A 21,550-nucleotide genomic window follows, 5' to 3' on the forward strand; every position below is an offset into this window, starting at 1 on the left:
GTGCCCCGGGCGAAAGGTTCCCCTGTCAGGGTGGTCGAGCCGCATGTCACACCGTGTGGCGGAGTCGGTCGCGAACGGGCATATCGCCGGGACCTCCACGTGTTCTCCCTGTGAGCATTCCGTGACCTAACCACACCGCCCTCAGGGGTTCACCCCCCGTTCACTTACGGCCGTAGGTGGCTTCACCTGATCTGCCTAATTTCGGCCTTACCCGATGCGGGACGCACTGTTCATATGTGTCCTCATTGATCAGTCTCCGCACGCCGTCGGACAGGCCGACGGCTCCTGGAAGGAATTTCCTCAAGTGAAGCTTCAGCGCATGAACCGGCGGGCTCTCGCTCTCGGCGCTCTCGCCGTCTCCGGCGCCCTGGCCCTCACGGCGTGCGGCTCGGACGACACCAGCAGTGGCACCGGTGGCAGCAGCGCCTCCGCCACCACGGACGCCAGCAGCATCAAGTGTGACGACGCCAAGGGCCAGCTGCTCGCGGACGGCTCCTCCGCTCAGAAGAACGCCATCGACGCGTGGGTCAAGCAGTTCACCGCGGCCTGCAACGGCGTTCAGATCAACTACAAGGGTGGCGGTTCCGGCGCCGGCGTCACCGCGTTCACCCAGGGTCAGGTCGCCTTCGCGGGCTCCGACTCCGCCCTGAAGCCCGAAGAGGTCACCGCCTCGAAGTCGGTCTGCAAGGACGGCACGGGCATCGACCTCCCGATGGTCGGCGGCCCCATCGCCGTCGCGTACAAGCTGGACGGCGTGGACGACCTCGTCCTCGACGCTCCGACCATCGCGAAGATCTTCGATGGCAAGATCGCCAAGTGGAACGACGCCGCGATCAAGAAGCTGAACCCGAGCGCCAAGCTCCCCGACCTGAAGATCCAGGCGTTCCACCGCTCGGACGAGTCCGGCACCACGGACAACTTCACCAAGTACCTGATCGCCACCACCCCGGACAACTGGAAGTACTCCGGCGGTAAGGCCTGGCAGGCCAAGGGCGGCCAGTCGGCGTCCGGTTCCTCCGGTGTCGCCGCGGGCGTCAAGCAGACCAACGGTGCCATCGGCTACATGGAGCTGTCCTACGCCAAGGACGGTCTGGGCACGGTCGCCGTCGACACCGGCGCTTCCGCCCCGGTGAAGGCCTCCTCCGAGGGCTCCACCAAGGCCATCGCGGACGCCAAGGTCGTCGGCACGGGCAGCGACATGTCGCTCAAGCTGAACTACGCCACCAAGGCCGACGGCGCCTACCCGCTTACCCTGGTCACGTACGAGATCGTCTGTGACAAGGGCAACAAGGCGGACACCCTTCCCGCCACGAAGGCGTTCCTGCGCTACATCGCCAGCGAGCAGGGCCAGGGTGTCCTCTCCGGCATCGACTACGCCCCCATCCCGGCCGAAATCAACGCCAAGGTCCGCACCACCATCGAGGGCCTGAGCTGATCTGAAGGCGCGGTCCGGTCCCGGGAGCTCGGGACCGGACCGCGCCGTCCGGTGCACCGCCGCCAGGAGCCGCCGTCAGGTACGGACGGCTCCGCCGAGCTGCTCCGACCGAGCGGCTCCGCAGACCGGAGAACCCGATGGATATATCCACACAGAACACACAAGTTCCACCCCCGACGCCCCGGCCCTCCGAGGCTCAGAGCAAGCGCGCCGCACGCGGCGCCACCCGGCCCGGTGACCGAATCTTCCTCGGTCTGTCCCGTGGGTCGGGCATCCTGCTGCTGGTGATCATGGCCGCGATCGCGGCCTTCCTCGCCTACCGCGCCTCCCTCGCGATCAGCAAGGACGACGCCAACTTCCTCACCGCCTTCGAGTGGAACACCGGCCTCCAGCCGCCGGCGTTCGGTATCGCGGTGCTGGCCTTCGGCACGGTCGTGTCCTCGCTCATCGCCATGGTCATCGCGGTCCCGATCGCGGTCGCCATCGCGCTGTTCATCACGCACTACGCGCCGCGCAAGCTCGGCGGCACCATCGGCTATGTGATCGACCTGCTCGCCGCCGTGCCGTCGATCGTGTACGGCCTGTGGGGCGCCCTGATCCTCGTACCGCACATGAACGGCCTGTTCGGCTGGCTGAACGAGTTCTTCGGCTGGACCGGCGTCTTCTCGTGGGACGAGGGCGCGCCCCGCTCGATGCTCACCGTCGGCATCCTGCTCGCGATCATGATCCTTCCGATCATCACCAACGTGAGCCGCGAGGTCTTCCGCCAGGTCCCGCAGATGCACGAGGAAGCGGCGCTGGCCCTCGGCGCCACGCGCTGGGAAGTCATCCGGATGTCCGTCCTGCCGTTCGGCCGCTCCGGTGTCATCTCGGCCTCGATGCTCGGCCTCGGCCGCGCGCTCGGCGAGACGATCGCCGTCGCCACCGTGCTCTCCCCGAGCTTCGACATCCAGACCAGCCTGCTCAACCCGGGCGGCGGAACGTTCGCCCAGAACATCGCCAGCAAGTTCAGTGAGGCGACGGAGTTCGGCCGTGACGCGCTCATCGCCTCCGGCCTGGTGCTGTTCGTCATCACCCTGCTGGTCAACGGCGCGGCCCGCATGATCATCGCCCGCCGCAAGGAGTACTCGGGGGCCAACGCATGAGCCACGCAGCCGTCGTCAGCGACAAGCGGCACAGCACCCTGCGCGGTGCCAGCCTGCCCAAGTGGTCGCCGTGGGCCATCGCCGGAGGCTCCGTCGTCCTCGCGGCCGTCATCGGCCTCGTCGCCGGCCTGGACAGCCGCGTCCAGTGGGGCGTGATCGCCGCGCTCCTCTTCGTCTTCGGCACGTACGTCATCGCCGCGCGCGTCGAGGGCCGCCGTCAGGCCAAGGACCGCATCGCCACCTCGCTCGTCTGGGTCGCCTTCATCCTCGCCGTGATTCCGCTGGTCTCCCTGATCTGGGTGACCGTGCAGCGCGGTGTGAAGGTCCTCGACGTCTACTTCCTGACCCACTCCATGGGTGTGGTCGCCGACTCCGAGCCGGGCGGCGGTATCTACCACGCCATCCTCGGCAGCCTCGAGCAGGTCGGGCTCGCCACCGTGATCGGTGCCCCGATCGGTGTGCTCACCGCGATCTACCTGGTGGAGTACGGGCGGGGCAACCTCGCCCGGACCGTCACCTTCTTCGTCGACGTCATGACGGGTATCCCGTCGATCGTCGCCGGTCTGTTCATCCTCAGCCTCATGCTGATGTTCGACATGCAGCCCTTCGGCTTCGCCGGCTCGCTCGCACTGGCGATCCTGATGATGCCGGTGGTCGTGCGCTCCACCGAGGAGATGCTCAAACTCGTCCCGAACGAGTTGCGCGAGGCCTCCCTCGCACTCGGCATCCCGAAGTGGCGCACGATCCTGAAGGTGGTCCTGCCGACCGCGATCGGCGGCATCACCACCGGCATCATGCTGTCGGTGGCCCGTATCGCGGGCGAGACCGCTCCGGTGCTGCTGCTGGTGTTCGGCAACCCGTTCATCAACGCCAACCCCTTCGAGGGTGCGCAGGCCTCGCTGCCGCTGTACATCTACCAGCAGTACTCGCAGAGCGCTGGTTCGAGTGCGGCGTACGACAGGGCCTGGGCGGCGTCGCTGACGCTGATCGCCTTCGTGATGATCCTGAACCTGGTGGCCCGCGGCATCGCCCGCTGGAAGGCCCCGAAGACCGGTCGCTGACGCGGCCCTCGGCGACTGAAGATTCTGGAAGTGAAGTAGTCATGTCCAAGCGAATCGACGTAAGCGGACTCACCGCCTACTACGGCTCCCACAAGGCGATCGAAGACATCTCGATGACGGTCGAGCCGCGCTCGGTGACGGCCTTCATCGGCCCGTCGGGCTGCGGCAAGTCGACGTTCCTGCGCACGCTGAACCGTATGCACGAGGTCACCTCGGGCGGCCGGGTCGAGGGCAAGGTGCTGCTGGACGACGAGGACCTCTACGGCGCCAACATCGACCCGGTGTCGGTGCGGCGTGAGATCGGCATGGTGTTCCAGCGGCCGAACCCCTTCCCCACCATGTCGATCTTCGACAACGTGGCGGCGGGACTGCGCCTCAACGGCAATTACAAGAAGAGCCAGCTGAACGACATCGTCGAGAAGTCGCTCAAGGGCGCGAACCTCTGGAACGAGGTCAAGGACCGTCTGAACAAGCCCGGCTCGGGTCTGTCCGGTGGTCAGCAGCAGCGGCTGTGCATCGCCCGCGCGATCGCGGTCGAGCCGAAGGTCCTGCTCATGGACGAGCCCTGCTCGGCGCTCGACCCGATCTCCACGCTCGCCATCGAGGACCTCATCGGTGAGCTCAAGGAGCGCTTCACGATCGTCATCGTGACGCACAACATGCAGCAGGCTGCGCGTGTCTCGGACCGTACGGCGTTCTTCAACCTCTCGGCGGTCGGTCAGCCCGGCAGGCTGATCGAGATCGACGACACGGAGCGGATCTTCTCCAACCCGTCGGTCCAGGCCACGGAGGACTACATCTCGGGTCGCTTCGGCTAGGCCGACGATTCGGAATGACCCCTCGCGGTGCTGCATGGCGGTGCCACCGTGAGGCAAAGAAGGGCCCGCCCCCTGGCTCCCGGGGGGCGGGCCCATCGCCGTCCCCGGGGCTCCGCCCCGGACCCCGTTTCGGCCTCGACGGCCTCGTCCTCAATCGCCGGACGGGCTGGGTGTGGCGGGGCGGTGTGGTCAAAGGTGCGGTTCGGTGGGGGCGGCCCTGCCTGGGGCTCCGCCCCGGACCCCGTTTCGGCCTTGACGGCCTCGTCCTCAATCGCCGGACGGGCTGAATTACCGCTCACCGGCGTTGTCTGCGTAGCCGCGGTCAGTCGTGCCGCTGGGGCGGCACGGGTGGGCGCGGCGGCACCCGTCGGTACGGGCTTACGCGGCCTGCCCCGCACTCGCGCCGGGGCGGCGCATCTGCGCACATCTCAGCCCACGCCGTGGCCTGCGACTTACCCGCCTTCTCGCGCTGGGGCCTGCGCAGCCGCCTCCTCGCGCTGGGCCTGCGCTCAGCCGCCTTCTCGCGCTGGGGCCCGCGGCTTCCCCGCTCACTCGCGCCGGGGCGGCGCGTCTGCGCACATTCGGCCCGCTGTGGCCTGCGGCTTACCCGCCTTCTCGCGCTGGGGCCTGCGGCTTCCCCGCTCACTCGCGCCGGGGCGGCGCGTCTGCGCACATCTCAGCCCACGCCGTGGTCGGCGACTTACCCGCCTTCTCGCGCTGGGGCCTGCGGCTTCCCCGCTCACTCGCGCCGGGGCGGCGCATCTGCGCACATTCGGCCCGCTGTGGCCTGCGGCTTACCTGCCCTCTCGCGCTGGGGCCTGCGCAGCCGCCTCCTCGCGCTGGGCCTGCGGCTCCCCCGCCTCCTCGCGCTGAGCCTGCGGCTCCCCCGCCCCCTCGCGCCGGGGCCCGCGGCTCCCCCGCGCCGTGGCCTGCCGCTCGTGCGCCCGTTCACGCCGGGCGCGCAGCCCCCCGCGTTACAGGAACGCCAGGTTCACGAGCCAGAAGCTCGCCGCGGCGACCAGTGCCGCTGCCGGCATCGTGATGAACCAGCCGAGGACGATGTTCTTGGCGACACCCCAGCGCACCGCGTTCACGCGCTTCGTCGCGCCGACGCCCATGATGGCCGAGGTGATGACGTGGGTCGTGGAGATCGGCGCCTTGAAGAGGAACGCCGTGGTGAACATGATCGACGCACCGGTCGTCTCCGCGGCGAACCCCTGCGGCGGGTCGAGCTCGATGATCTTGCGGCCGAGGGTGCGCATGATGCGCCAGCCACCGGCGTACGTGCCCAGCGACAGCATCACCGCGCAGACCAGCTTGACCCAGACCGGGATCGGGTCGCTGTAGTCCTCGACGTCGGCGATGACCAGTGCCATCACCACGATGCCCATCGTCTTCTGGGCGTCCTGGAGGCCGTGACCGAGGGCCATGGCCGCCGCCGAGACGGTCTGCGCGATGCGGAAACCGCGCTTGGCCTTGTGCGGGTTGGCCTTCCGGAAGATCCACATGATCGCGGTCATGACCAGGTAGCCGACGAGCAGGCCCACGATCGGGGACAGGAACATCGGGATGACGATCTTGTCGAGCACCCCGCTCCAGTAGACCGTCGTACCGCCCGCGAGGGCCGCGCCGACCATGCCGCCGAACAGCGCGTGCGAGGAGGACGAGGGCAGGCCGAAGTACCAGGTGACCAGGTTCCAGGTGATCGCCCCGACCAGCGCCGCGAAGAGGATGCCCATCCCCTTCGAACCCTCGGGCGTCTGGATGATGCCCTCGCTGACGGTCTTGGCGACCCCGCTGCCCAGGAAGGCACCGGCGAGGTTCATGACCGCGGCCATGGCGAGTGCGGCGCGGGGCGTCAGCGCCCGGGTCGAGACGGAGGTGGCGATCGCGTTGGCTGAGTCGTGGAAGCCGTTGGTATAGGTGAAGAAGAGCGCGACCGCGATGGTCACGACCAGGGCGAAGGTGTCCATGGACTAGCTCAGGACTCCTTGACCGCGATGGTCTCCACCGTGTTGGCGACGTGCTCGAAGGCGTCCGCCGCCTCCTCCAGTACGTCCACGATCTGCTTGAGCTTCAGCACCTCGATCGCGTCGTACTTGCCGTTGAAGAGCTGGGCCAGCAGCTTGCGGTGGATCTGGTCCGCCTGGTTCTCGAGGCGGTTGACCTCGATCCAGTACTCGGTCAGGTTCTGCATGGTGCGCAGGTTCGGCATGGCCTCCGCGGTCAGGTCCGCGGCCCGCGCCAGCACCTCGATCTGCTGCTCTACGCCCTTGGGCAGTTCCTCCACGTTGTAGAGGACGACCAGGTCGACGGCCTCCTCCATGAAGTCCATGATGTCGTCGAGGGACGAGGCGAGCGAGTAGATGTCCTCGCGGTCGAAGGGCGTGATGAACGAGGAGTTCAGTTGATGGAAGATCGCGTGTGTGGCGTCGTCACCGGCGTGTTCTGCGGCCCGCATACGCTCTGCGATCTCGACCCGGGCGGAAGCGTCCGCCCCGAGCAGTTCCATCAGGAGTTTCGAGCCCGTGACGATGTTGTCCGCGGACGCGGCAAACATGTCATAGAAGCTCGTCTCCCTGGGGGTCAGACGAAAGCGCACGTGGGGTCCTCGGGATGCATCGGTTTCGGTCAGGCTGATGCTAGGCGCATCATCCGGCCACGGCTAATGGGCCGTCCCCCAGTGTCGCCCATCAGGCAGAACGATCATCACGGGGTCCAGCACCCGCCACGGGCAAGGGCCCTATACCCAGCAAAGTTCGTTACCATATACCCACCAGGGGTATCAGTCAGCAGGAGGACGCGATGACGACCACCGAGGCCGGCACGACGGCGCCCTCCGCGGCAGCCGTGCCGGAAGCGCCCGTGCACGGATACCACAAGCAGAAGGACGAGCACCTCAAGCGACTGCGTCGGATCGAGGGCCAGATCCGGGGTCTGCAACGCATGGTCGACGAGGACGTCTACTGCATCGACATACTCACCCAGGTGTCCGCCTCCACCAAGGCCTTGCAGTCCTTCGCCCTGCAACTCCTGGAGGAACACCTGCGCCACTGCGTCGCCGACGCCGCCGTCAAGGGCGGTGCCGAGGTCGACGCCAAGGTGGAAGAGGCGACGAAGGCGATCGGCCGACTGCTGCGCACCTGAGACCCGCCGCGCGCGGGGCCGGTTCTCAGTGGCCGAGGGCTCACCGGCCGAAAGTTCAGCGGCCGGAGGCGGCGCGCTCCTCCGCCACCCGCAGCACCTCGTCGATGCTCTCCAGGCTGAGCCGGTCCTCGTCGGCGGCCGAGGCCGCGATGATCAGCTCCCCGCACAGTTCGATCTCGGCGAGGGCCACGTGGTCCTGAACTGCCGTACCGCCGACCGGAGCCACGCGCGTCACCTCACCTCTGTCGTCACCGACTTCCTAGAGTAGGGAGCGGCCTACACACCGCGCATGGCACGGACGGGCTAGTCCTCCCGCCTCATTCCTCGGCGATCCGCCCCGCGTAGATGTCCCCGGTCGCCGGCAACCGTACGTCCGCGGAGGCCCCGAAATCGTAGAGCAGCGCCGTCGACGTGACCGCCACGGCGTCCTTCTGCCGCCCGTTGACGAAGCTGAACCGCTGCCGGATCTTGCGGATGCGCCCCTGGTCGTCGAGGTAGACGTCGAACGGCACCTCGGCCGTGGCGAACCCTTTTGCCGCCGCCCGCAGCGAGCCCCGCCCACCCGCAGAGGCGCGTGCCGCCGCCGCGTTCAGGTCGGCGGTGCCGCGGTAGTGCCGCACCCTGGTCCCCGCGACCTCGGTCCTGCCCAGGTAGGTGGCCGCCCGCGTCCCGCGCAGCACCTCGGCGGCGGCATACGGATCGGTGGCCCCGCCCGTCACCAGGTTCCCGTCCGACAGATCCGTCGTCGCCACCCGGACCCACTTGTCGTCCGGTACTCCCGCACCCCGGTTCTTCATGAACAGGGCGCCCGGCGCGAGGAGCTCGGTGATGGGCCGGTGCTCGCTCTGTCCGGCCGGGTCCTGCGGCAGCAGCACCTTCAGCCGGCCGAGCTGTCTGCGGTAGTCGTAGACGCCCTCGCCCCGGATGGTCACGCGGGTGCCGCCGGTGGCCATCTCCATCGAGGTGCGGGCCTTGGAGCTGCCCGCGTCCACCAGCCGGTCGGCGGCGTGCCGCAGCGTCTCGACGGGATCGCCCGCACCGCGCGCGTCCTCGGCCGCGGCACCGCTCCAGGAACATCCGGTGGCCCCGACACAGACCCAGGCCACGAGCCCCGCCACGGCGGTCGTGCCCGTCGTCCGACCGTGCCACCGCTGCCTTGCCGTCATCGCCTGCCTACCCCCAGCCGGTACGTCCGTCACGGGCCTCCCGTCGTTTCGGCTAACGACGGGCGGGCGACGCCGGTCACGCGCGGGCCGGGTTCCCCCGGGCGGCATACGAGCCCTTTACCGAGACTCGGTAACGTGGTCGACGTGGCGCAGCATGAGGGGCCGGATCTCGACCGGGAACCGTCGGGACATCGCACGACGACGGCCGAACAGGGGCATTTCTGTGTGGCGCGCTGCAGCTGCGGCTGGCGCGGGCCGGCCCGCCGGGCGCGGAGCATGGCGCGGACGGACGCGGAGGGGCATGTGGCGGGCGGCTGAGCCGCTCTCCTCCCGGTGGCGCCGGGTCAGGCGTGCCGCACGGTCACCAGCAGGTCGTCGACCAGGGTCCGGTCGCGGGGCTGGGTGAGGCGGTCGCGGGCCGCGGCGGGGGAGAGCCACAGGATGCGGTCGACCTCGTGGTTCGGGGCGAACGCTCCGGACACGGCTTCGGCGGCCCAGTAGCGGACCTGCTTCGGGCGGCCGTTGGCGAGATAGCACAGGGTCGGCAGCCGGGCCCCGGGATCGGCGGAGTACCCCGTCTCCTCGGCGACCTCGCGCAGGGCGCCGGCGAGCGCTTCCTCGCCGCGCTTCAGCTTTCCCTTGGGGTGGGACCAGTCGTCGTACTTCGGCCGGTGGACCAGGCAGAGCTCCAGCCCCCCGTCGAACGGGGAGCGGCGCCACAGGACACAGCCGGCCGCCTGGACGGTGCTGTCGTTCGTTTCGGTCACCGGGTCTCAGCCTCCCAGCGGGTCAGGACGTCGTGACGGTCTGTTTCTGCCATGCCTGCTGGAAGGCGAACCTCGCCGCCTCCACCTCGTGCCGCTGGTCTGCGTGGAGCACCCCGAGCGCGTACGCCGTCGCCGGGGCGATGCGGGGCGTACGGGCCGCCTGGGCCGCGGCCGCGGCGGCCTCGGAGGCGTCGCGGTGCCGGTTGAGGGCCTGCCCGGCCGCCAGCACGCTCACGTGCAGGGAGGTCTCCTCGCCGTCCTCGGCCAGGACCTCGCGCGCGTAGCGGTACAGGCGCAGCAGCAGGCGGACCTGGTGCCAGGGCGCGTCCTGGGGGTGCGGGGACGGATCGGGGGAGAGGCCGTGGATCAGGGCCTCCGCGTTGTAGGGGTGGCCGGCCGTGACCAGGGGCAGGGCGGTCACGGCGGCCGTGAGGCGTTCCTCGGCCGCGGCCGCGAGGGGGCGCAGGTCCGTGGTCGAGGCGGCCGGGACGAGCGGGACGTCGCTGGCGAGCACGGCGAGCTTGTCCGCGACGGCGTGGAAGCGCGATGAGCCCAGGGCCTGGAGCGCGGTGCTGTGGGCCCGGGTCCTGGCGAGCGTCAGCTGCCGTTCCAGCAGGGCGCCCGCCTTGGCCGCGCCCACCGTGAGGTTGCCGCGCTCCGCCGTCGCCGGGGGCGGGACGCCGGGGCCTGTGGTGCCGGGTGCCGCCGCGCTCACCGTCGGCTGCGCCGGGAACACCGTGGCCCCGGACAACCGGTGCAGTGCCAGCAACAGCCGCTCCAGGCGGGCCTCGCAGGCGTGCTCCAGTGCCAACGTGCCGGACAGCCAAGCCAGTTCGGGGCGGATCTCCTCCGACCAGGCGGCGTCCAGCAGTGGGCGGTAGGTGTGCAGGCTGCCGCTGATACGGCGGGCCGACTGACGCAGGGCCAGCGCCGCGTCGGCGGATCCCGCCGTGCCGTTGTCGCCCGGTTTCGGCTGTGCCCGACCGGGGGCGCCGCCGCTGCCGCCGGTCTCCCGGTGCAGGCGCAGGGCGCGCAGGAACTCCGTGGCCTGGGACCGGAGATAGCGTGCGAGGGCGTCCCCCGTCACCGGCCCCGCCGCGGGGTCCGTCGGGTCAAGGTGTTGCTGTGCCACGCCGGCGCCTCCGGGCGTCTATGAGCATCTCCTGGATGTTGCGCAGGGGCTGACCGTCCGCGTCGGTCGCGTGCCGGATCCACTCGCCGTCCGGGCCCAGGTGCCAGGACGAGGTGGAGTCGGACATGCCGGTTTCCAGCAACCGGTTGAGGGACGCGCGGTGGGCCGGGTCGGTGACCCGGACCAGGGCCTCTATTCGACGGTCGAGGTTGCGGTGCATCATGTCGGCGCTGCCGATCCACACCTCGGGCTCGCCGCCGTTGCCGAAGCCGAACACCCGGGAGTGTTCGAGGAAGCGGCCGAGGATGGAGCGGACCCGGATGTTCTCCGACAGGCCCGTGACGCCCGGGCGCACCGCGCAGATGCCGCGTACCCAGATGTCGACCGGCACGCCCGCCTGGGACGCGCGGTAGCAGGCGTCGATGACCGCCTCGTCCACCATCGAGTTGACCTTGATGCGGACGTGGGCGGGCCGGCCGGCGCGGTGGTGCTGGACTTCTTTGTTGATGCGCGCGATCAGCCCGTCCCGCAGGGACTTCGGGGCGACGAGGAGGCGGCGGTAGGTCTCACGGCGGGAGTAGCCGGAGAGCCGGTTGAACAGGTCGGAGAGGTCCGCGCCGACCTGCGGGTCCGCCGTCAGCAGGCCCAGGTCCTCGTAGAGGCGGGCCGTCTTCGGGTGGTAGTTGCCGGTGCCGACGTGGCTGTAGCGCCGTAGCGTCTCGCCCTCCTGGCGGACCACCAGGGACAGCTTGCAGTGGGTCTTCAGACCGACCAGGCCGTACACCACGTGGCAGCCGGCCTCCTCCAGCTTGCGCGCCCACTTGATGTTGGCGTGCTCGTCGAAGCGGGCCTTGATCTCGACCAGCACGAGGACCTGCTTGCCGGACTCTGCGGCGTCGATGAGCGCGTCGACGATCGGCGAGTCGCCGGAGGTCCGGTACAGGGTCTGCTTGATGGCGAGGACGTCGGGGTCGGCGGCCGCCTGCTCCAGGAAGGCCTGGACGGAGGTGGAGAAGGAGTCGTAGGGGTGGTGCAGGAGCACGTCCCGGTTGCGCAGCGCCGCGAAGATGTCGGGGGCCGAGGCGGACTCCACCTCGGCGAGGTCGCGGTGGGTGCCGGCGACGAACTTCGGGTACTTCAGCTCGGGCCGGTCCAGGCCGTGGATGCGGAAGAGGCCGGTCAGGTCCAGGGGCCCCGGCAGCGGGTACACCTCGGCCTCGCCGATCTTCAGCTCGCGCACCAGGAGGTCGAGCACCTCGCGGTCGATGGACTCCTCGACCTCCAGGCGCACCGGCGGCCCGAAGCGGCGCCGCATGAGCTCCTTCTCCAGGGCCTGGAGGAGGTTCTCGGCGTCGTCCTCCTCGACCTCCAGGTCCTCGTTGCGGGTGAGCCGGAAGGCGTGGCTCTCCAGCACCTCCATGCCCGGGAACAGTTCCTCCAGGTGGGCGGCGATGACGTCCTCGATGGGGACGTACCGGCCGGGGGAGCTCTCCAGGAAGCGGGACAGCAGCGGCGGGACCTTGACGCGGGCGAAGTGCTTGTGGCCGCTGACCGGGTTGCGTACGACGACGGCCAGGTTCAGGGACAGGCCGGAGATGTACGGGAAGGGGTGCGCCGGGTCGACCGCGAGGGGGGTCAGTACCGGGAAGATCTGGTGGCGGAAGAGCGTGAAGAGGCGCGCCTGCTCCTTCTCGGTCAGCTCGCTCCAGCGCACCAGGTGGATGCCCTCCTCCGCCAGGGCGGGGGCGATGTCCTCGTGGTAGCAGGCGGCGTGCCGGGCCATGAGCTCGCGGGAGCGGGCCCAGATCATCTCCAGCACCTCGCGGGGCTGGAGGCCGGAGGCGGAGCGGGTGGCGACCCCGGTGGCGATACGGCGCTTCAGGCCGGCCACCCGGACCATGAAGAACTCGTCCAGGTTGCTGGCGAAGATCGCCAGGAAGTTCGCCCGTTCGAGGAGGGGCGTGTTCGGGTCCTCGGCGAGTTCGAGGACACGCTCGTTGAACGCGAGCCAGCTGCGCTCCCGGTCGAGGAATCGACCCTGCGGCAGCTGAGGCCCGTCGTGCGGCGACTCCTCGTATTCGTCGAGGTCGGCATCGATGTCGGGTTCCAGGTCGGAGACCGCGGCCGACACGGTGTGCGGGCGGTGCGCGGCTATGGAGCCCACGGAGGGCTGCGCGTGCTGGACCTGTGCCTGGGCGTTTGGCTGGCTCATGGACCCATTCTTCCGCGCCAGCAGCATGACAGGCGCGTCGGAGCGTGCGGGCGGGAGCGCGGCGGCGCTGCCCTCGGGGGGCGGCGAAGGCTCAGGCACGACGGGGTTCATTGGCTGAGCGTCGCAAGTTCGTCTGAACCGTTGGTTACGGAGACATGGCGTGCGGGATATCGGGGCGCGGCTCCCGGGGGTCCGTGCCAGGGCCTGTCGCGTCCCGCGCGGCCGGATCGGGCGGTGACCGCAAGAAGGATTCCGGACTCGTCGGGGCGCATGGGCCAGAAGTGCGACGGGAGGCGGGAAACAGGGGTCGGCTTGTGCGAGTTCGTGACGGTTTCCGATCATCGGAAGTCGTTTTTCGTATGCCGGGCATGGTCTTCCGCGGGCGCGGTGCCCGGGCCTGTGCCGGTCGGCCCCCGTCGATGATCCGGAAAGTCGGCCGCGATCCTGTGAACCGATCGGCAGGGCTCGTCCGATGAGGAGACGTGAGCGAAACGAGAAGCGACGGGGAGCTGCTGCGCGCCATCGCGGCGGACGCGGACCGGCGCGCCTTCGAGGAGCTGTACCGGCGGTTCGCGCCGTGGCTCGGCGCCCGGCTGCGCGGCCGGTGCGCCGACGCCGGGATCGTCGACGACGTCGTACAGGAAACGTTTCTCGCGGTGTGGCGGGGGACCGCGCGCTACCGCGAGGACGGGTACTCCGGAGATGCCGCGGGGTGGCTGTGGCGCATCGGGTCACGGCGTCTTGTCGACGTGATGCGCGGCGACGGTGCGCGCGGGCGGCTGCGGCAGGCACTGGCGCGGCTGCGGCACCGGGACGAGGTCTCGGCGGAGGAACGCGTGCTCGCGGGGGTGGAGCACGGGGACCTCGCGGGGGCCCTGGTGCGGCTCTCGCCCGAGCTGCGGGCCGTCCTCCAGGCGACGGTCGTCGACGGACTCACCACCAGAGAGGCGGCCGTGCTGCTCGGCATCCCGCCCGGCACGGTCAAGACGCGGGCCCTGCGCGCCCGCAAGCAACTGCGGGAGGCGCTGGCATGAGTACGACCTGGCATGTGCCGGAGGACGACATCCGGGCCTACCTACGGGGCGAGTTGGCGGCGCCCCGGCTGTGGTCCGCCGACACGCACCTGGCGGCCTGCGCCGACTGCCGCGCCCGGCTCGCGCAGGCCGACGACCCGGTCGCGCTGGACGCCGGCTGGGAACGACTCGACGCCGAACTGGACGCGCCCAGGCGCGGGTTCGTCGAGTGGGCGCTGGTCCGCGTCGGCATCGCCGACCACACGGCGCGGCTGCTCACCGCCACGCCCGTGCTGCGCCGTTCCTGGCTCGGGGCGGTCGTCGCGGTCCTGCTGATGACGGTGCTCGCCGCCGACACGGTCCAGTCCGCGCACTCGCCCACGTTCTTCCTGGTCCTGGCACCGCTGCTGCCGCTCGCCGGGGTCGCGCTGTCCTACGGGCCCGCGCTCGACCCGACGTACGAGATGGCCGTCGTCTCGCCGCTGCACGGCTTCCGGCTGCTGCTGATCCGCACGGTCGCCGTCCTGGCGGTCGGCCTCGGGCTCAACGGCCTCGCGACCCTCGCGCTCCCCGGCTACGGGCTGCGCGCACTGGCCTGGCTGCTGCCCGCGCTCGCGCTGACCGCGACGGGACTGGCCCTGATGCCACGGCTGGGCCCCGTCCTCGCCCCCGGCCTGGTCGGCGGCGCGTGGATCGGCCTCCTCGTCGCGGCGAGGGCCACCACCGAGGGGACCCTCGCGCCGTTCACCCCGGCCGGCCAGGGAGTGGCGGGCGCGGTCGCCGCGGTCGCCGTCGGACTGCTGTACGCGGCCCGCGACCGGTTCGACTTGTCGTCGGCCCGGGTGCTGTTCGGGGCCTCCTCGGACGGACGTGCGCTGTGACGGACCTTCCTCCGATGACGGACTCCCTTTCCACGAAGGACGCCTCTTCCACGATGACGGACTCCTCTCCCGCGATGGCGGGCCCCCTTCCCGCGATGACGGACCGCCCTGCCGCGATGACGCCCGGCGCGCGGCGCCGCAAGCGGCTCGTGCTGCTGCTCAAGGCAGCCGCGTTCGCAGCCGCGGCGGTCGCCGTGTGCGTCGCGGAGCTCCTGCGCCTCTACGTCACCGCCCCGACGTCCCGCGGCTCCTCCGACACCGGCGACGGGGGCGACGGATGAGGCCCGTGGCCGTCCCGCGCCCCCGACCGCTCCGACCCGGGCGACGGATGAACCCCGTGGCAGTGCCCCGCGCCCGAACCCTCCGATCCGACCTCTCCCGTCTCTCCCAAAGGAACGCCCCATGACGCCCACCGTCTCCGCCTCCGGGCTGACTCTTCGCTACGGCGGGATCGCGGCCCTCGACGAGGTCTCCCTGCGGCTGACCGAGGGGGTCACCGGGCTGCTCGGTCCCAACGGGGCAGGCAAGACCACCCTGTTGCGGGTGCTCGCCACCGCCGTGCCCGCCGACCGGGGCGCCTTCACCGTCCTCGGGCACGACCCGGGCACCGCGGCCGGCCGGCAGAGCGTGCGCCGCGCCCTGGGATACCTGCCGCAGACCCCCGGGTTCCACCCGGACTTCACCGCTTTCGGGTTCGTCGACTACGTCGCGATCCTCAAGGAGATGACCGACCGCGGCGCCCGGCACCGCGAGGTGCGGCGGGTGCTCGACGCCGTCGACCTGTCCGACGTACGCGGCCGGCGCATCAAGCGGCTGTCCGGCGGGATGCGGCAGCGCGTCGCCCTCGCCGCCGCCCTCGTCGGCGACCCCGGCTTCCTCGTCCTCGACGAGCCGACCGTCGGCCTGGACCCCGAGCAGCGCATGCGGTTCCGCGAGCTGATCGCCCAGTCGGGCGAGGGCCGGACGGTCCTGCTGTCCACCCACCAGACCGAGGACGTGGCGATGCTCTGCCACCGCGTGATCGTCATGGCCGCCGGCCGCGTCCGCTTCGAGGGCACCCCCGCCGAGCTCACCGCACAAGCGGCCGGCCGGGTGTGGAGCAGCGCCGAGCGGCACCCGGGAGCACGAGCCGGATGGCGTACGGGGCTCGGCACCTTCCGCAACGTCGGCGACCCGCCCGAGGGCGCCGACCTCCTCGAACCGACCCTGGAGGACGGCTACCTGCTCACCCTCGACGGTCAGCCGGCGGAGGCCGCCGCATGAGCGCCACCGGAGTCATGGAAACGGCCCCCATGGCCGTCGAACCCGCCCCCGCCCCCCGGCACACGGCGGCCGTCCTCGCCCTCGCCCGCTTCGAGGCCCGCGAACTCCTCCAGTACATACCGGTGTTCGTCTTCTTCCTGCTGTACGTCGGCTACACCGTCTGGCAGATGTTCTCGGGCCGGGAGGGCATGGACGCCTATCCGGTCCTCCAGGACGTCGACCGCGGTACGCAGGCCAAGCCGTTCTTCGTCGCCATCGCCCTGCTCGTCTGCGTGAACCGGGCCGCGCTGCGCTCGCGCCGCAACGGCACCGACCGGCACGACGCCGTCCTGCCCATGGAACCCTGGCGGCGCACCCTCGCGCACGCCCTGTCCGTCGTGCCCTACGCGGCGCTCACCGCGCTCGTCGTGACCTTCGAGTTCACCTGGGCGGCGCTGAAGCCGGGCGCGACCGGTCACGGCTCGTTCGCCGAACTGGCCGTGGCCCCGCTGACCGTGCTGCTGTCCGGCACCGTCGGCGTGCTGCTCGCCCGGCTGGTCCCGTCCTCCTTCGCCGCGCCGCTCGTCGTGGTCGGCGGCTACATCCTGTTCACGCTCGTGTCGGTGAACGTCGGCGGTGCGCACTGGCTGCGTGAGCTGTGGCCGGTCGTCACCGAGACCGGCGCGGCCCCCTACCCGTCCGCCCTGATCGGCCGCCCGGCCGCCTGGCACGCGCTGTACCTGGCGGGACTCGCCCTGCTTCTGCTCTGCGGCGGGTTGCTGCTGAGCGGCGGACGCACCCGGCTGATCCGGGTGACGGCCGTCGCAGCCCTCGCCGTCACGGTCGCGGGGGCCGCGGGGCAGGCCCCCGGCGACTCGGCCGCGCTGAAGGCCGCCCGCGCCGAGGCGTCCGTCCACCCGGAGCGCGTCCAGAAGTGTGTCGCGCACGGCACCTCGACGTACTGCGCCTTCCCCGAGTGGACCGGCCTCACCGCCGACTGGGCCGCCACGGCCGACCGGGTGCAAAGCCTCGCGGGTGGTGCGGCGGGAAGCACGCGGCTGACCGTACGGCAGCGCGTCGAGGCCCGTTACGGCCTTGAGGGGTCGGGCGCGATCGACCCGCTCACCGCGCCCGGCCAGGTCACCGTCGGCACCGCCTGGGGCGGCAACCGGATCCCCCAGTTCGAGGTCGCCGTCGCCTCCGTGCTGGTGGCGGGCGACGAGGCGACGGGCGGTGAGGTGTGCGACTCCCGGGTCGTGACGATCATGTGGCTGGCGCTGGGCGCGGAGTCCGACCCGGTGACCGCGCTGCGCGACGTCCGCCTCGACGACAGCGTCACGGGCTCCGCGATCGCGCTGGCTCCCGCGGGCGCCGTCTCCATGAGCGCCGGACAGACCGAGGTCGTACGGCAGTTGCTCCAGCAGCCGCGCTACGGCGTCACCGCCAAGGTCAAGGCCCACTGGACCGAGCTGACCTCACCGAAGACGTCGCTCACGCGCGTCGCGGAACTCCTGGACGTGAAGGCGCCGACGAAGGGGGAGACGGACGGTGAGACGAGTGACGAGTCGTGTGGCGCCTAGTGCCGCAGCAGGCGACGTTCGCCCCGTCGCGACGCCCGGCACGCCCTCTCGCCGCACCGGCCGAAAGCCCACGTACGCCCAGTACGAGGACTTCCGGCCGGCACGTCGAGAGCACGCACCGGACGCCGCTCCTTCACGGGCGAACGTTGCCTGCCACGGCACTAGCCAGGACCACCCGAGAAGCGGAAGCGGAAGCGGAAGCGGAACGGGAACGAAAACGAAGGGGGACGCCGTGATCCGCGCCCTGCTGCGCCCCGTCTGGCGCACGCTGCCCTGGCCGGCCCTCGCCGCGGCCGGCGGTCTCGGACTCCTGCTGGTCGGCGGTTCGCGCCTGCTGCCCGGCCCGCCCGACCCGTGGCTGTGCCTCGGCCTGCTGCGGGCCGCCGCCCTCTGCCTCGGCCTCGGCCTGGCGTTCCTGCTGGACGACCCGGCCCGGCACACCACCGCTTCGGTGCCGGTACGCCGTCCGGTGCGCAGCGCCCTGCGGCTCGCCCTGACCGCTCCGGTGGTCGCCCTGTGGTGGACGGCGGCGCTGCTGCTCGTACCGGGTCAGGCGCGGCCCCCGGTGGGCGCCGTCACCCTGGAGGCGGCCGCCTGCGCCCTGTTCGCCCTGGCCGCCGCCGCGGCCCGGGTCCGGTTCACGGACGAGTCCCGACCGGGCACCGGCGTCGCGGTGGCCCTGCTGCTCGGCGGAGTCACCGTACCGACGCTGCTTCTCCCCGAGCGCTGGGCACTCCTGGTGTCGGTGGGCGACAAGCACTGGGGAGAGGCGCACGAACGCTGGGCCCTGCTGCTGGTGCTCGCGACCGCGGTCGCCGTGCTGTGCACCCCGGAACCACTGCGCCGCGGGCTCGCCGTCCGGCGCGGGCGCGGCTTGCGGCGCCGGCCGGCGGATGTCAGCCCGTCCGGCGTGTGAGGACCAGGCCCTTCGGGCCGACAGCGGGGGCTGGGGGCGGCAGCCCCCGGACCTCCGCTCACGTCTCCGTGCGATACATCAGATCCGTCTCGTGGGTGAGGAACCCCAGCCGCTCGTACACGGACACCGCCGCCTTGTTGTCGGCGTCGACGTACAGCATCGCCGTGGGCAGCGCCTGCGCCGCGAGATGCCGCAGCCCGACCGTGGTGAGCGCCTTCCCGAGCCCGCCGCCCTGCGCACCGGGCGCGACCCCGAGGACGTAGACCTCGCCGAGCCGCTCCTCGGCGTGGACCTTCGTCCAGTGGAAGCCGATCAGCCGGTCCCCGCGGAAGGCCAGGAAGAACCCCGCGGGATCGAACCAGGCCTCGGCCTCGCGGTCGTCGAGGTCGCGCTGGGTGAGGGACCCCTGTTCGGGGTGGTGGGCGAACGCCGCGGAGTTCACGGCCAGCCAGGCCGCGTCGTCGGTGCCGGGCTCGAAGGTCCGCAGGGTCACCCCCTGCGGAAGCACCGGCTCGGGCAGTTCGAGGTCGGTCAACGACCGCCGCATCTGGCGCAGTTCACGGAACAGGGTGAGACCGAGGACCTGGGCCAGGTGCCGGGCTGCGGAGTGCCCGCCGTGCGCCCACACCCGCAGCCGCTTCCCCGAGGCGGCGAGCAGCGCGGAACCCAGCGCCCGCCCGTGCCCGTGGCCGCGGTGCGAAGGGTGCACGACCATCTCGGCGGCCGGCGCCTCCACCGGGTCGGTGTCCTCCAGCTGCGCGTAGCCGACCAGTTCGTCGCCCACGACCAACAGCAGATGGGAGACCCCTTCGCGGGCGCCGCCGCGCAGTTGCAGCCGGCCCTGCTCGGACACCGCCTGCTGGCCGTCGTTGAGCGCGGCCTCGGCGAGCAGCCCGAGCACGGATTCGGTCTGTTCCGGGGAGAGCGCGGAGTGGGTCTCGATGGATCGGGCGCCGGGGAGCCGTGCGGTGTCGTCGCTGGTCATGCGTACGAGGGTAAGGGGAGTGCCCGGCAAAGTGGGGGCAAAGGATCGAGTGAAGGGAAACCAGGATGTAACCACGAACCCCCTGTCGCGCTACGCGCGTTGACCCTAGGCTGCGCCGGACGGGCCACATCCTCAGCAGACCCACTGGGCCGTGACGGCCCCGGGGACGCACACCAGCCTCAGGGGGGCGCATGCCAGCCACATCCCAGCCGTACCCCGGCCGCAGACGCCGTGCATACCGGCTTCTCGCGACCGCCGCCGGTCTCGCCACCGTCGGCGCACTGGCCGCCGCGCTGCCGGCGGACGCGCACGAGCGGGGCGGGCACGGCCACCACCCGAAGCCGAGCCGCTACCAGGACGTCCAGCTGCTCTCCTTCAACGACCTGCACGGCAACCTCGAACCGCCGTCGGGCTCCTCCGGCCGCGTCACCGAGCTGCAGGCCGACGGCACGACGAAGACGATCGACGCGGGTGGCGTGGAGTACCTCGCGACGCATCTGCGCCAGGCCCGCAAGGGCAACGCGTACTCGATCACCGCGGCCGGCGGCGACATGGTCGGTGCCTCCCCGCTGATCTCGGGCCTGTTCCACGACGAGCCCACCATCGAGGCGCTGAACAAGCTCGACCTGGACGTCACGTCCGTCGGCAACCACGAGTTCGACGAGGGGGCCAGGGAACTGGCCCGCCTCCAGAACGGCGGCTGCCACCCGACGGCCGGCTGTTACACGGACAAGAAGTTCCGGGGCGCCGACTTCCCGTACCTCGCGGCGAACGTCCTCGACGAGAAGACCGGCAAGCCGATTCTCAAGCCGTACACGGTGTGGAAGAAGAACGGCGTCAAGATCGGTTTTATCGGCGTGACCCTGGAGGACACCCCGGGGATCGTCTCCGCCGAGGGCGTCAAGGGCCTGAAGTTCAAGGACGAGGTCGAGACGATCAACAAGTACGCCAAGGTGCTGGAGAAGCAGGGCGTCAAGTCGATCGTCGCGCTGATCCACGAGGGCGGACTGCCCGGCTCGGGCTCGTACAACTACAACTGCGACGCGCCGGGCGCGGGTGACGGCATCTCCGGCCCGATCGTCGACATCGCCAAGAACATCACGCCGAAGGTGGACGCGCTGGTCACCGGCCACACCCACGCGGCGTACGTGTGCACGATCCCCGACCCGGCCGGCAAGCCGCGCATGGTCACCTCGGCCGCGTCCTTCGGCCGTCTCTACACGGACACCACGCTGACGTACGACCGCTTCACCGGCGACATCGCCCGTACGGCCGTCAAGTCCGCGAACCGCGTGGTCACCCGGGACGTCGCCAAGGCGGCCGACATGACCCAGCTGATCGCCAAGTGGAACACCCTGGCCGCTCCCGTCGGCAACCGCGCGATCGGCTACATCTCCGCCGACGTCGCCAGCACCGGCACCGAGTCCCCGATGGGCGACCTGATCGCGGACGCCCAGCTGGCGTACGGCAAGAAGCTGGACCCGGAGACCGACCTGGCGCTGATGAACCCGGGCGGCGTCCGCGCCGGCCTCACCTACGCGGCCAAGGGCGCCGAGGGCGACGGCGTGGTGACCTACGCCGAGGGCTTCACGGTGCAGCCGTTCTCCAACACCGTGAACCTCCAGGACTTCACCGGTGCCCAGGTCGTCCAGGCGCTCAAGGAGCAGGTGAGCGGCGCGAACGCGGCCGCGCCGAAGATCCTTCAGCCCTCGTCGGGCCTGACGTACACGCTGGACCTGACGAAGACCGGCGCCGACCGTGTGGTCACCGACTCCATCCGGCTGAACGGCGCGGCCATCGACCCGGCGGCCACCTACCGCGTCGCGACGAACAGCTTCCTCGCGGGCGGCGGCGACGGCTTCACCACCCTGGGCCAGGGCACGGGTGACGTCGTCGGCACCGACGACCTGGCGGCGCTGGTGGAGTACCTGACGGCCAACTCCTCGGCCGCGACCCCGATCGCGCCGCCGGCGGCCGACCGGATCACGATCGTGCAGTAGACCTGCCGCGGAGCCCAAGGGGCCCGGGACGTACGCGCCGCGTACGTCCC

The 21,550-nt window shown here is 71.1% G+C and carries 21 protein-coding genes; 13 read left to right on the forward strand and 8 right to left on the reverse strand.

All coding sequences use genetic code 11. From position 1 onward, the window contains the following. Positions 1-304 precede the first annotated feature (304 nt). The 4 genes from pstS (at position 305) to pstB (ending at position 4,459) form a co-directional block, all read left to right on the forward strand. Positions 305-1,435: a phosphate ABC transporter substrate-binding protein PstS gene (gene pstS, locus ACFV0T_RS38705; protein WP_385789704.1), complete on the forward strand. Its 1,131-nt coding sequence runs from the start codon at positions 305-307 to the stop codon at positions 1,433-1,435. Positions 1,436-1,572: 137 nt separating this feature from the next. Next, the gene (gene pstC / locus ACFV0T_RS38710; protein ID WP_385789706.1) at positions 1,573-2,580 is read left to right on the forward strand and encodes a phosphate ABC transporter permease subunit PstC; all 1,008 of its coding nucleotides are present in this window, start codon (positions 1,573-1,575) and stop codon (positions 2,578-2,580) included. Next, entirely contained in the window at positions 2,577-3,641 is a 1,065-nt protein-coding gene (pstA, locus tag ACFV0T_RS38715; RefSeq protein ID WP_385789708.1) for a phosphate ABC transporter permease PstA, read from the forward strand. The genes pstC and pstA overlap by 4 nt, the downstream gene beginning before the upstream one ends. Before the next feature lie 41 nt (positions 3,642-3,682). After that, positions 3,683-4,459: a phosphate ABC transporter ATP-binding protein PstB gene (gene pstB / locus ACFV0T_RS38720; protein WP_385789710.1), complete on the forward strand. Its 777-nt coding sequence runs from the start codon at positions 3,683-3,685 to the stop codon at positions 4,457-4,459. Positions 4,460-5,433: 974 nt separating this feature from the next. On the opposite strand, the gene ACFV0T_RS38725 is transcribed toward pstB, so the two are convergent. Next, the gene (locus ACFV0T_RS38725) at positions 5,434-6,432 is read right to left on the reverse strand and encodes an anion permease (protein WP_385789712.1); all 999 of its coding nucleotides are present in this window, start codon (positions 6,430-6,432) and stop codon (positions 5,434-5,436) included. A gap of 8 nt (positions 6,433-6,440) precedes the next feature. Further along, positions 6,441-7,061 carry a DUF47 domain-containing protein gene (locus ACFV0T_RS38730; protein ID WP_385789714.1) on the reverse strand — a complete coding sequence of 207 codons (621 nt, stop codon included), beginning with the start codon at positions 7,059-7,061 and terminating at the stop codon, positions 6,441-6,443. A gap of 203 nt (positions 7,062-7,264) precedes the next feature. Between ACFV0T_RS38730 and ACFV0T_RS38735 the strand changes: the two genes are divergently transcribed. Further along, the gene (locus tag ACFV0T_RS38735) at positions 7,265-7,606 is read left to right on the forward strand and encodes a metal-sensitive transcriptional regulator (protein ID WP_385789715.1); all 342 of its coding nucleotides are present in this window, start codon (positions 7,265-7,267) and stop codon (positions 7,604-7,606) included. A gap of 55 nt (positions 7,607-7,661) precedes the next feature. Here the strand turns inward: ACFV0T_RS38735 and ACFV0T_RS38740 are convergent, their stop codons facing one another. Continuing rightward, positions 7,662-7,841 (reverse strand): hypothetical protein, encoded by a 180-nt coding sequence (locus ACFV0T_RS38740; protein WP_385789717.1) that lies wholly within the window; start codon positions 7,839-7,841, stop codon positions 7,662-7,664. Between the two features lie 82 nt (positions 7,842-7,923). Next, complete coding sequence (locus tag ACFV0T_RS38745) at positions 7,924-8,772, reverse strand: hypothetical protein (protein WP_385789718.1); 849 nt, start codon at positions 8,770-8,772, stop codon at positions 7,924-7,926. 135 nt (positions 8,773-8,907) lie between these two features. Here ACFV0T_RS38745 and ACFV0T_RS38750 point away from each other — a divergent pair, with 135 nt between their 5' ends. Next, positions 8,908-9,090 carry a hypothetical protein gene (locus tag ACFV0T_RS38750; protein WP_385789720.1) on the forward strand — a complete coding sequence of 61 codons (183 nt, stop codon included), beginning with the start codon at positions 8,908-8,910 and terminating at the stop codon, positions 9,088-9,090. Between the two features lie 26 nt (positions 9,091-9,116). Here the strand turns inward: ACFV0T_RS38750 and ACFV0T_RS38755 are convergent, their stop codons facing one another. Genes ACFV0T_RS38755 through ACFV0T_RS38765 form a run of 3 tightly spaced genes read right to left on the reverse strand, consistent with a single transcriptional unit; the run spans position 9,117 to position 12,994 of the window. After that, complete coding sequence (locus tag ACFV0T_RS38755) at positions 9,117-9,539, reverse strand: NUDIX hydrolase (RefSeq protein WP_385789721.1); 423 nt, start codon at positions 9,537-9,539, stop codon at positions 9,117-9,119. Positions 9,540-9,561: 22 nt separating this feature from the next. After that, positions 9,562-10,671, reverse strand: a complete 1,110-nt coding sequence (locus ACFV0T_RS38760; protein WP_385789722.1) for a CHAD domain-containing protein — start codon at positions 10,669-10,671, stop codon at positions 9,562-9,564. Continuing rightward, on the reverse strand, positions 10,652-12,994 hold the full coding sequence (locus tag ACFV0T_RS38765) for an RNA degradosome polyphosphate kinase (protein WP_385789723.1): 2,343 nt from the start codon (positions 12,992-12,994) through the stop codon (positions 10,652-10,654). The genes ACFV0T_RS38760 and ACFV0T_RS38765 overlap by 20 nt, the downstream gene beginning before the upstream one ends. 371 nt (positions 12,995-13,365) lie before the next feature. Here ACFV0T_RS38765 and ACFV0T_RS38770 point away from each other — a divergent pair, with 371 nt between their 5' ends. From ACFV0T_RS38770 to ACFV0T_RS38795, 6 genes are all read left to right on the forward strand, one after another. Continuing rightward, positions 13,366-13,917 carry an RNA polymerase sigma factor gene (locus ACFV0T_RS38770; protein ID WP_385789725.1) on the forward strand — a complete coding sequence of 184 codons (552 nt, stop codon included), beginning with the start codon at positions 13,366-13,368 and terminating at the stop codon, positions 13,915-13,917. Continuing rightward, positions 13,914-14,777, forward strand: a complete 864-nt coding sequence (locus ACFV0T_RS38775; protein ID WP_385789726.1) for a zf-HC2 domain-containing protein — start codon at positions 13,914-13,916, stop codon at positions 14,775-14,777. Before ACFV0T_RS38770 ends, ACFV0T_RS38775 begins: the two co-directional genes overlap by 4 nt. Positions 14,778-14,791: 14 nt before the next feature. Next, positions 14,792-15,058 carry a hypothetical protein gene (locus ACFV0T_RS38780; protein WP_385789728.1) on the forward strand — a complete coding sequence of 89 codons (267 nt, stop codon included), beginning with the start codon at positions 14,792-14,794 and terminating at the stop codon, positions 15,056-15,058. A 121-nt stretch (positions 15,059-15,179) separates the two neighbouring features. Beyond that, positions 15,180-16,040 (forward strand): ABC transporter ATP-binding protein, encoded by an 861-nt coding sequence (locus ACFV0T_RS38785; protein ID WP_385789730.1) that lies wholly within the window; start codon positions 15,180-15,182, stop codon positions 16,038-16,040. After that, entirely contained in the window at positions 16,037-17,599 is a 1,563-nt protein-coding gene (locus ACFV0T_RS38790; protein WP_385789732.1) for an ABC transporter permease, read from the forward strand. Before ACFV0T_RS38785 ends, ACFV0T_RS38790 begins: the two co-directional genes overlap by 4 nt. 232 nt (positions 17,600-17,831) lie before the next feature. After that, positions 17,832-18,515 (forward strand): ABC transporter, encoded by a 684-nt coding sequence (locus ACFV0T_RS38795; protein ID WP_385789734.1) that lies wholly within the window; start codon positions 17,832-17,834, stop codon positions 18,513-18,515. Positions 18,516-18,573: 58 nt separating this feature from the next. Here ACFV0T_RS38795 and mshD read toward each other — a convergent pair whose 3' ends face one another. Next, positions 18,574-19,500: a mycothiol synthase gene (gene mshD, locus ACFV0T_RS38800; RefSeq protein ID WP_385789736.1), complete on the reverse strand. Its 927-nt coding sequence runs from the start codon at positions 19,498-19,500 to the stop codon at positions 18,574-18,576. A 191-nt stretch (positions 19,501-19,691) separates the two neighbouring features. On the opposite strand from mshD, the gene ACFV0T_RS38805 reads away from it, so the two are divergent. Then, positions 19,692-21,500, forward strand: coding sequence for a bifunctional metallophosphatase/5'-nucleotidase (locus ACFV0T_RS38805; RefSeq protein WP_385789738.1), 1,809 nt, complete (start codon positions 19,692-19,694; stop codon positions 21,498-21,500). The last annotated feature ends 50 nt before the right edge of the window (positions 21,501-21,550 follow it).

The organism is Streptomyces sp. NPDC059582 (assembly GCF_042735715.1).
Taxonomy (GTDB): Bacteria; Actinomycetota; Actinomycetes; order Streptomycetales; family Streptomycetaceae; genus Streptomyces.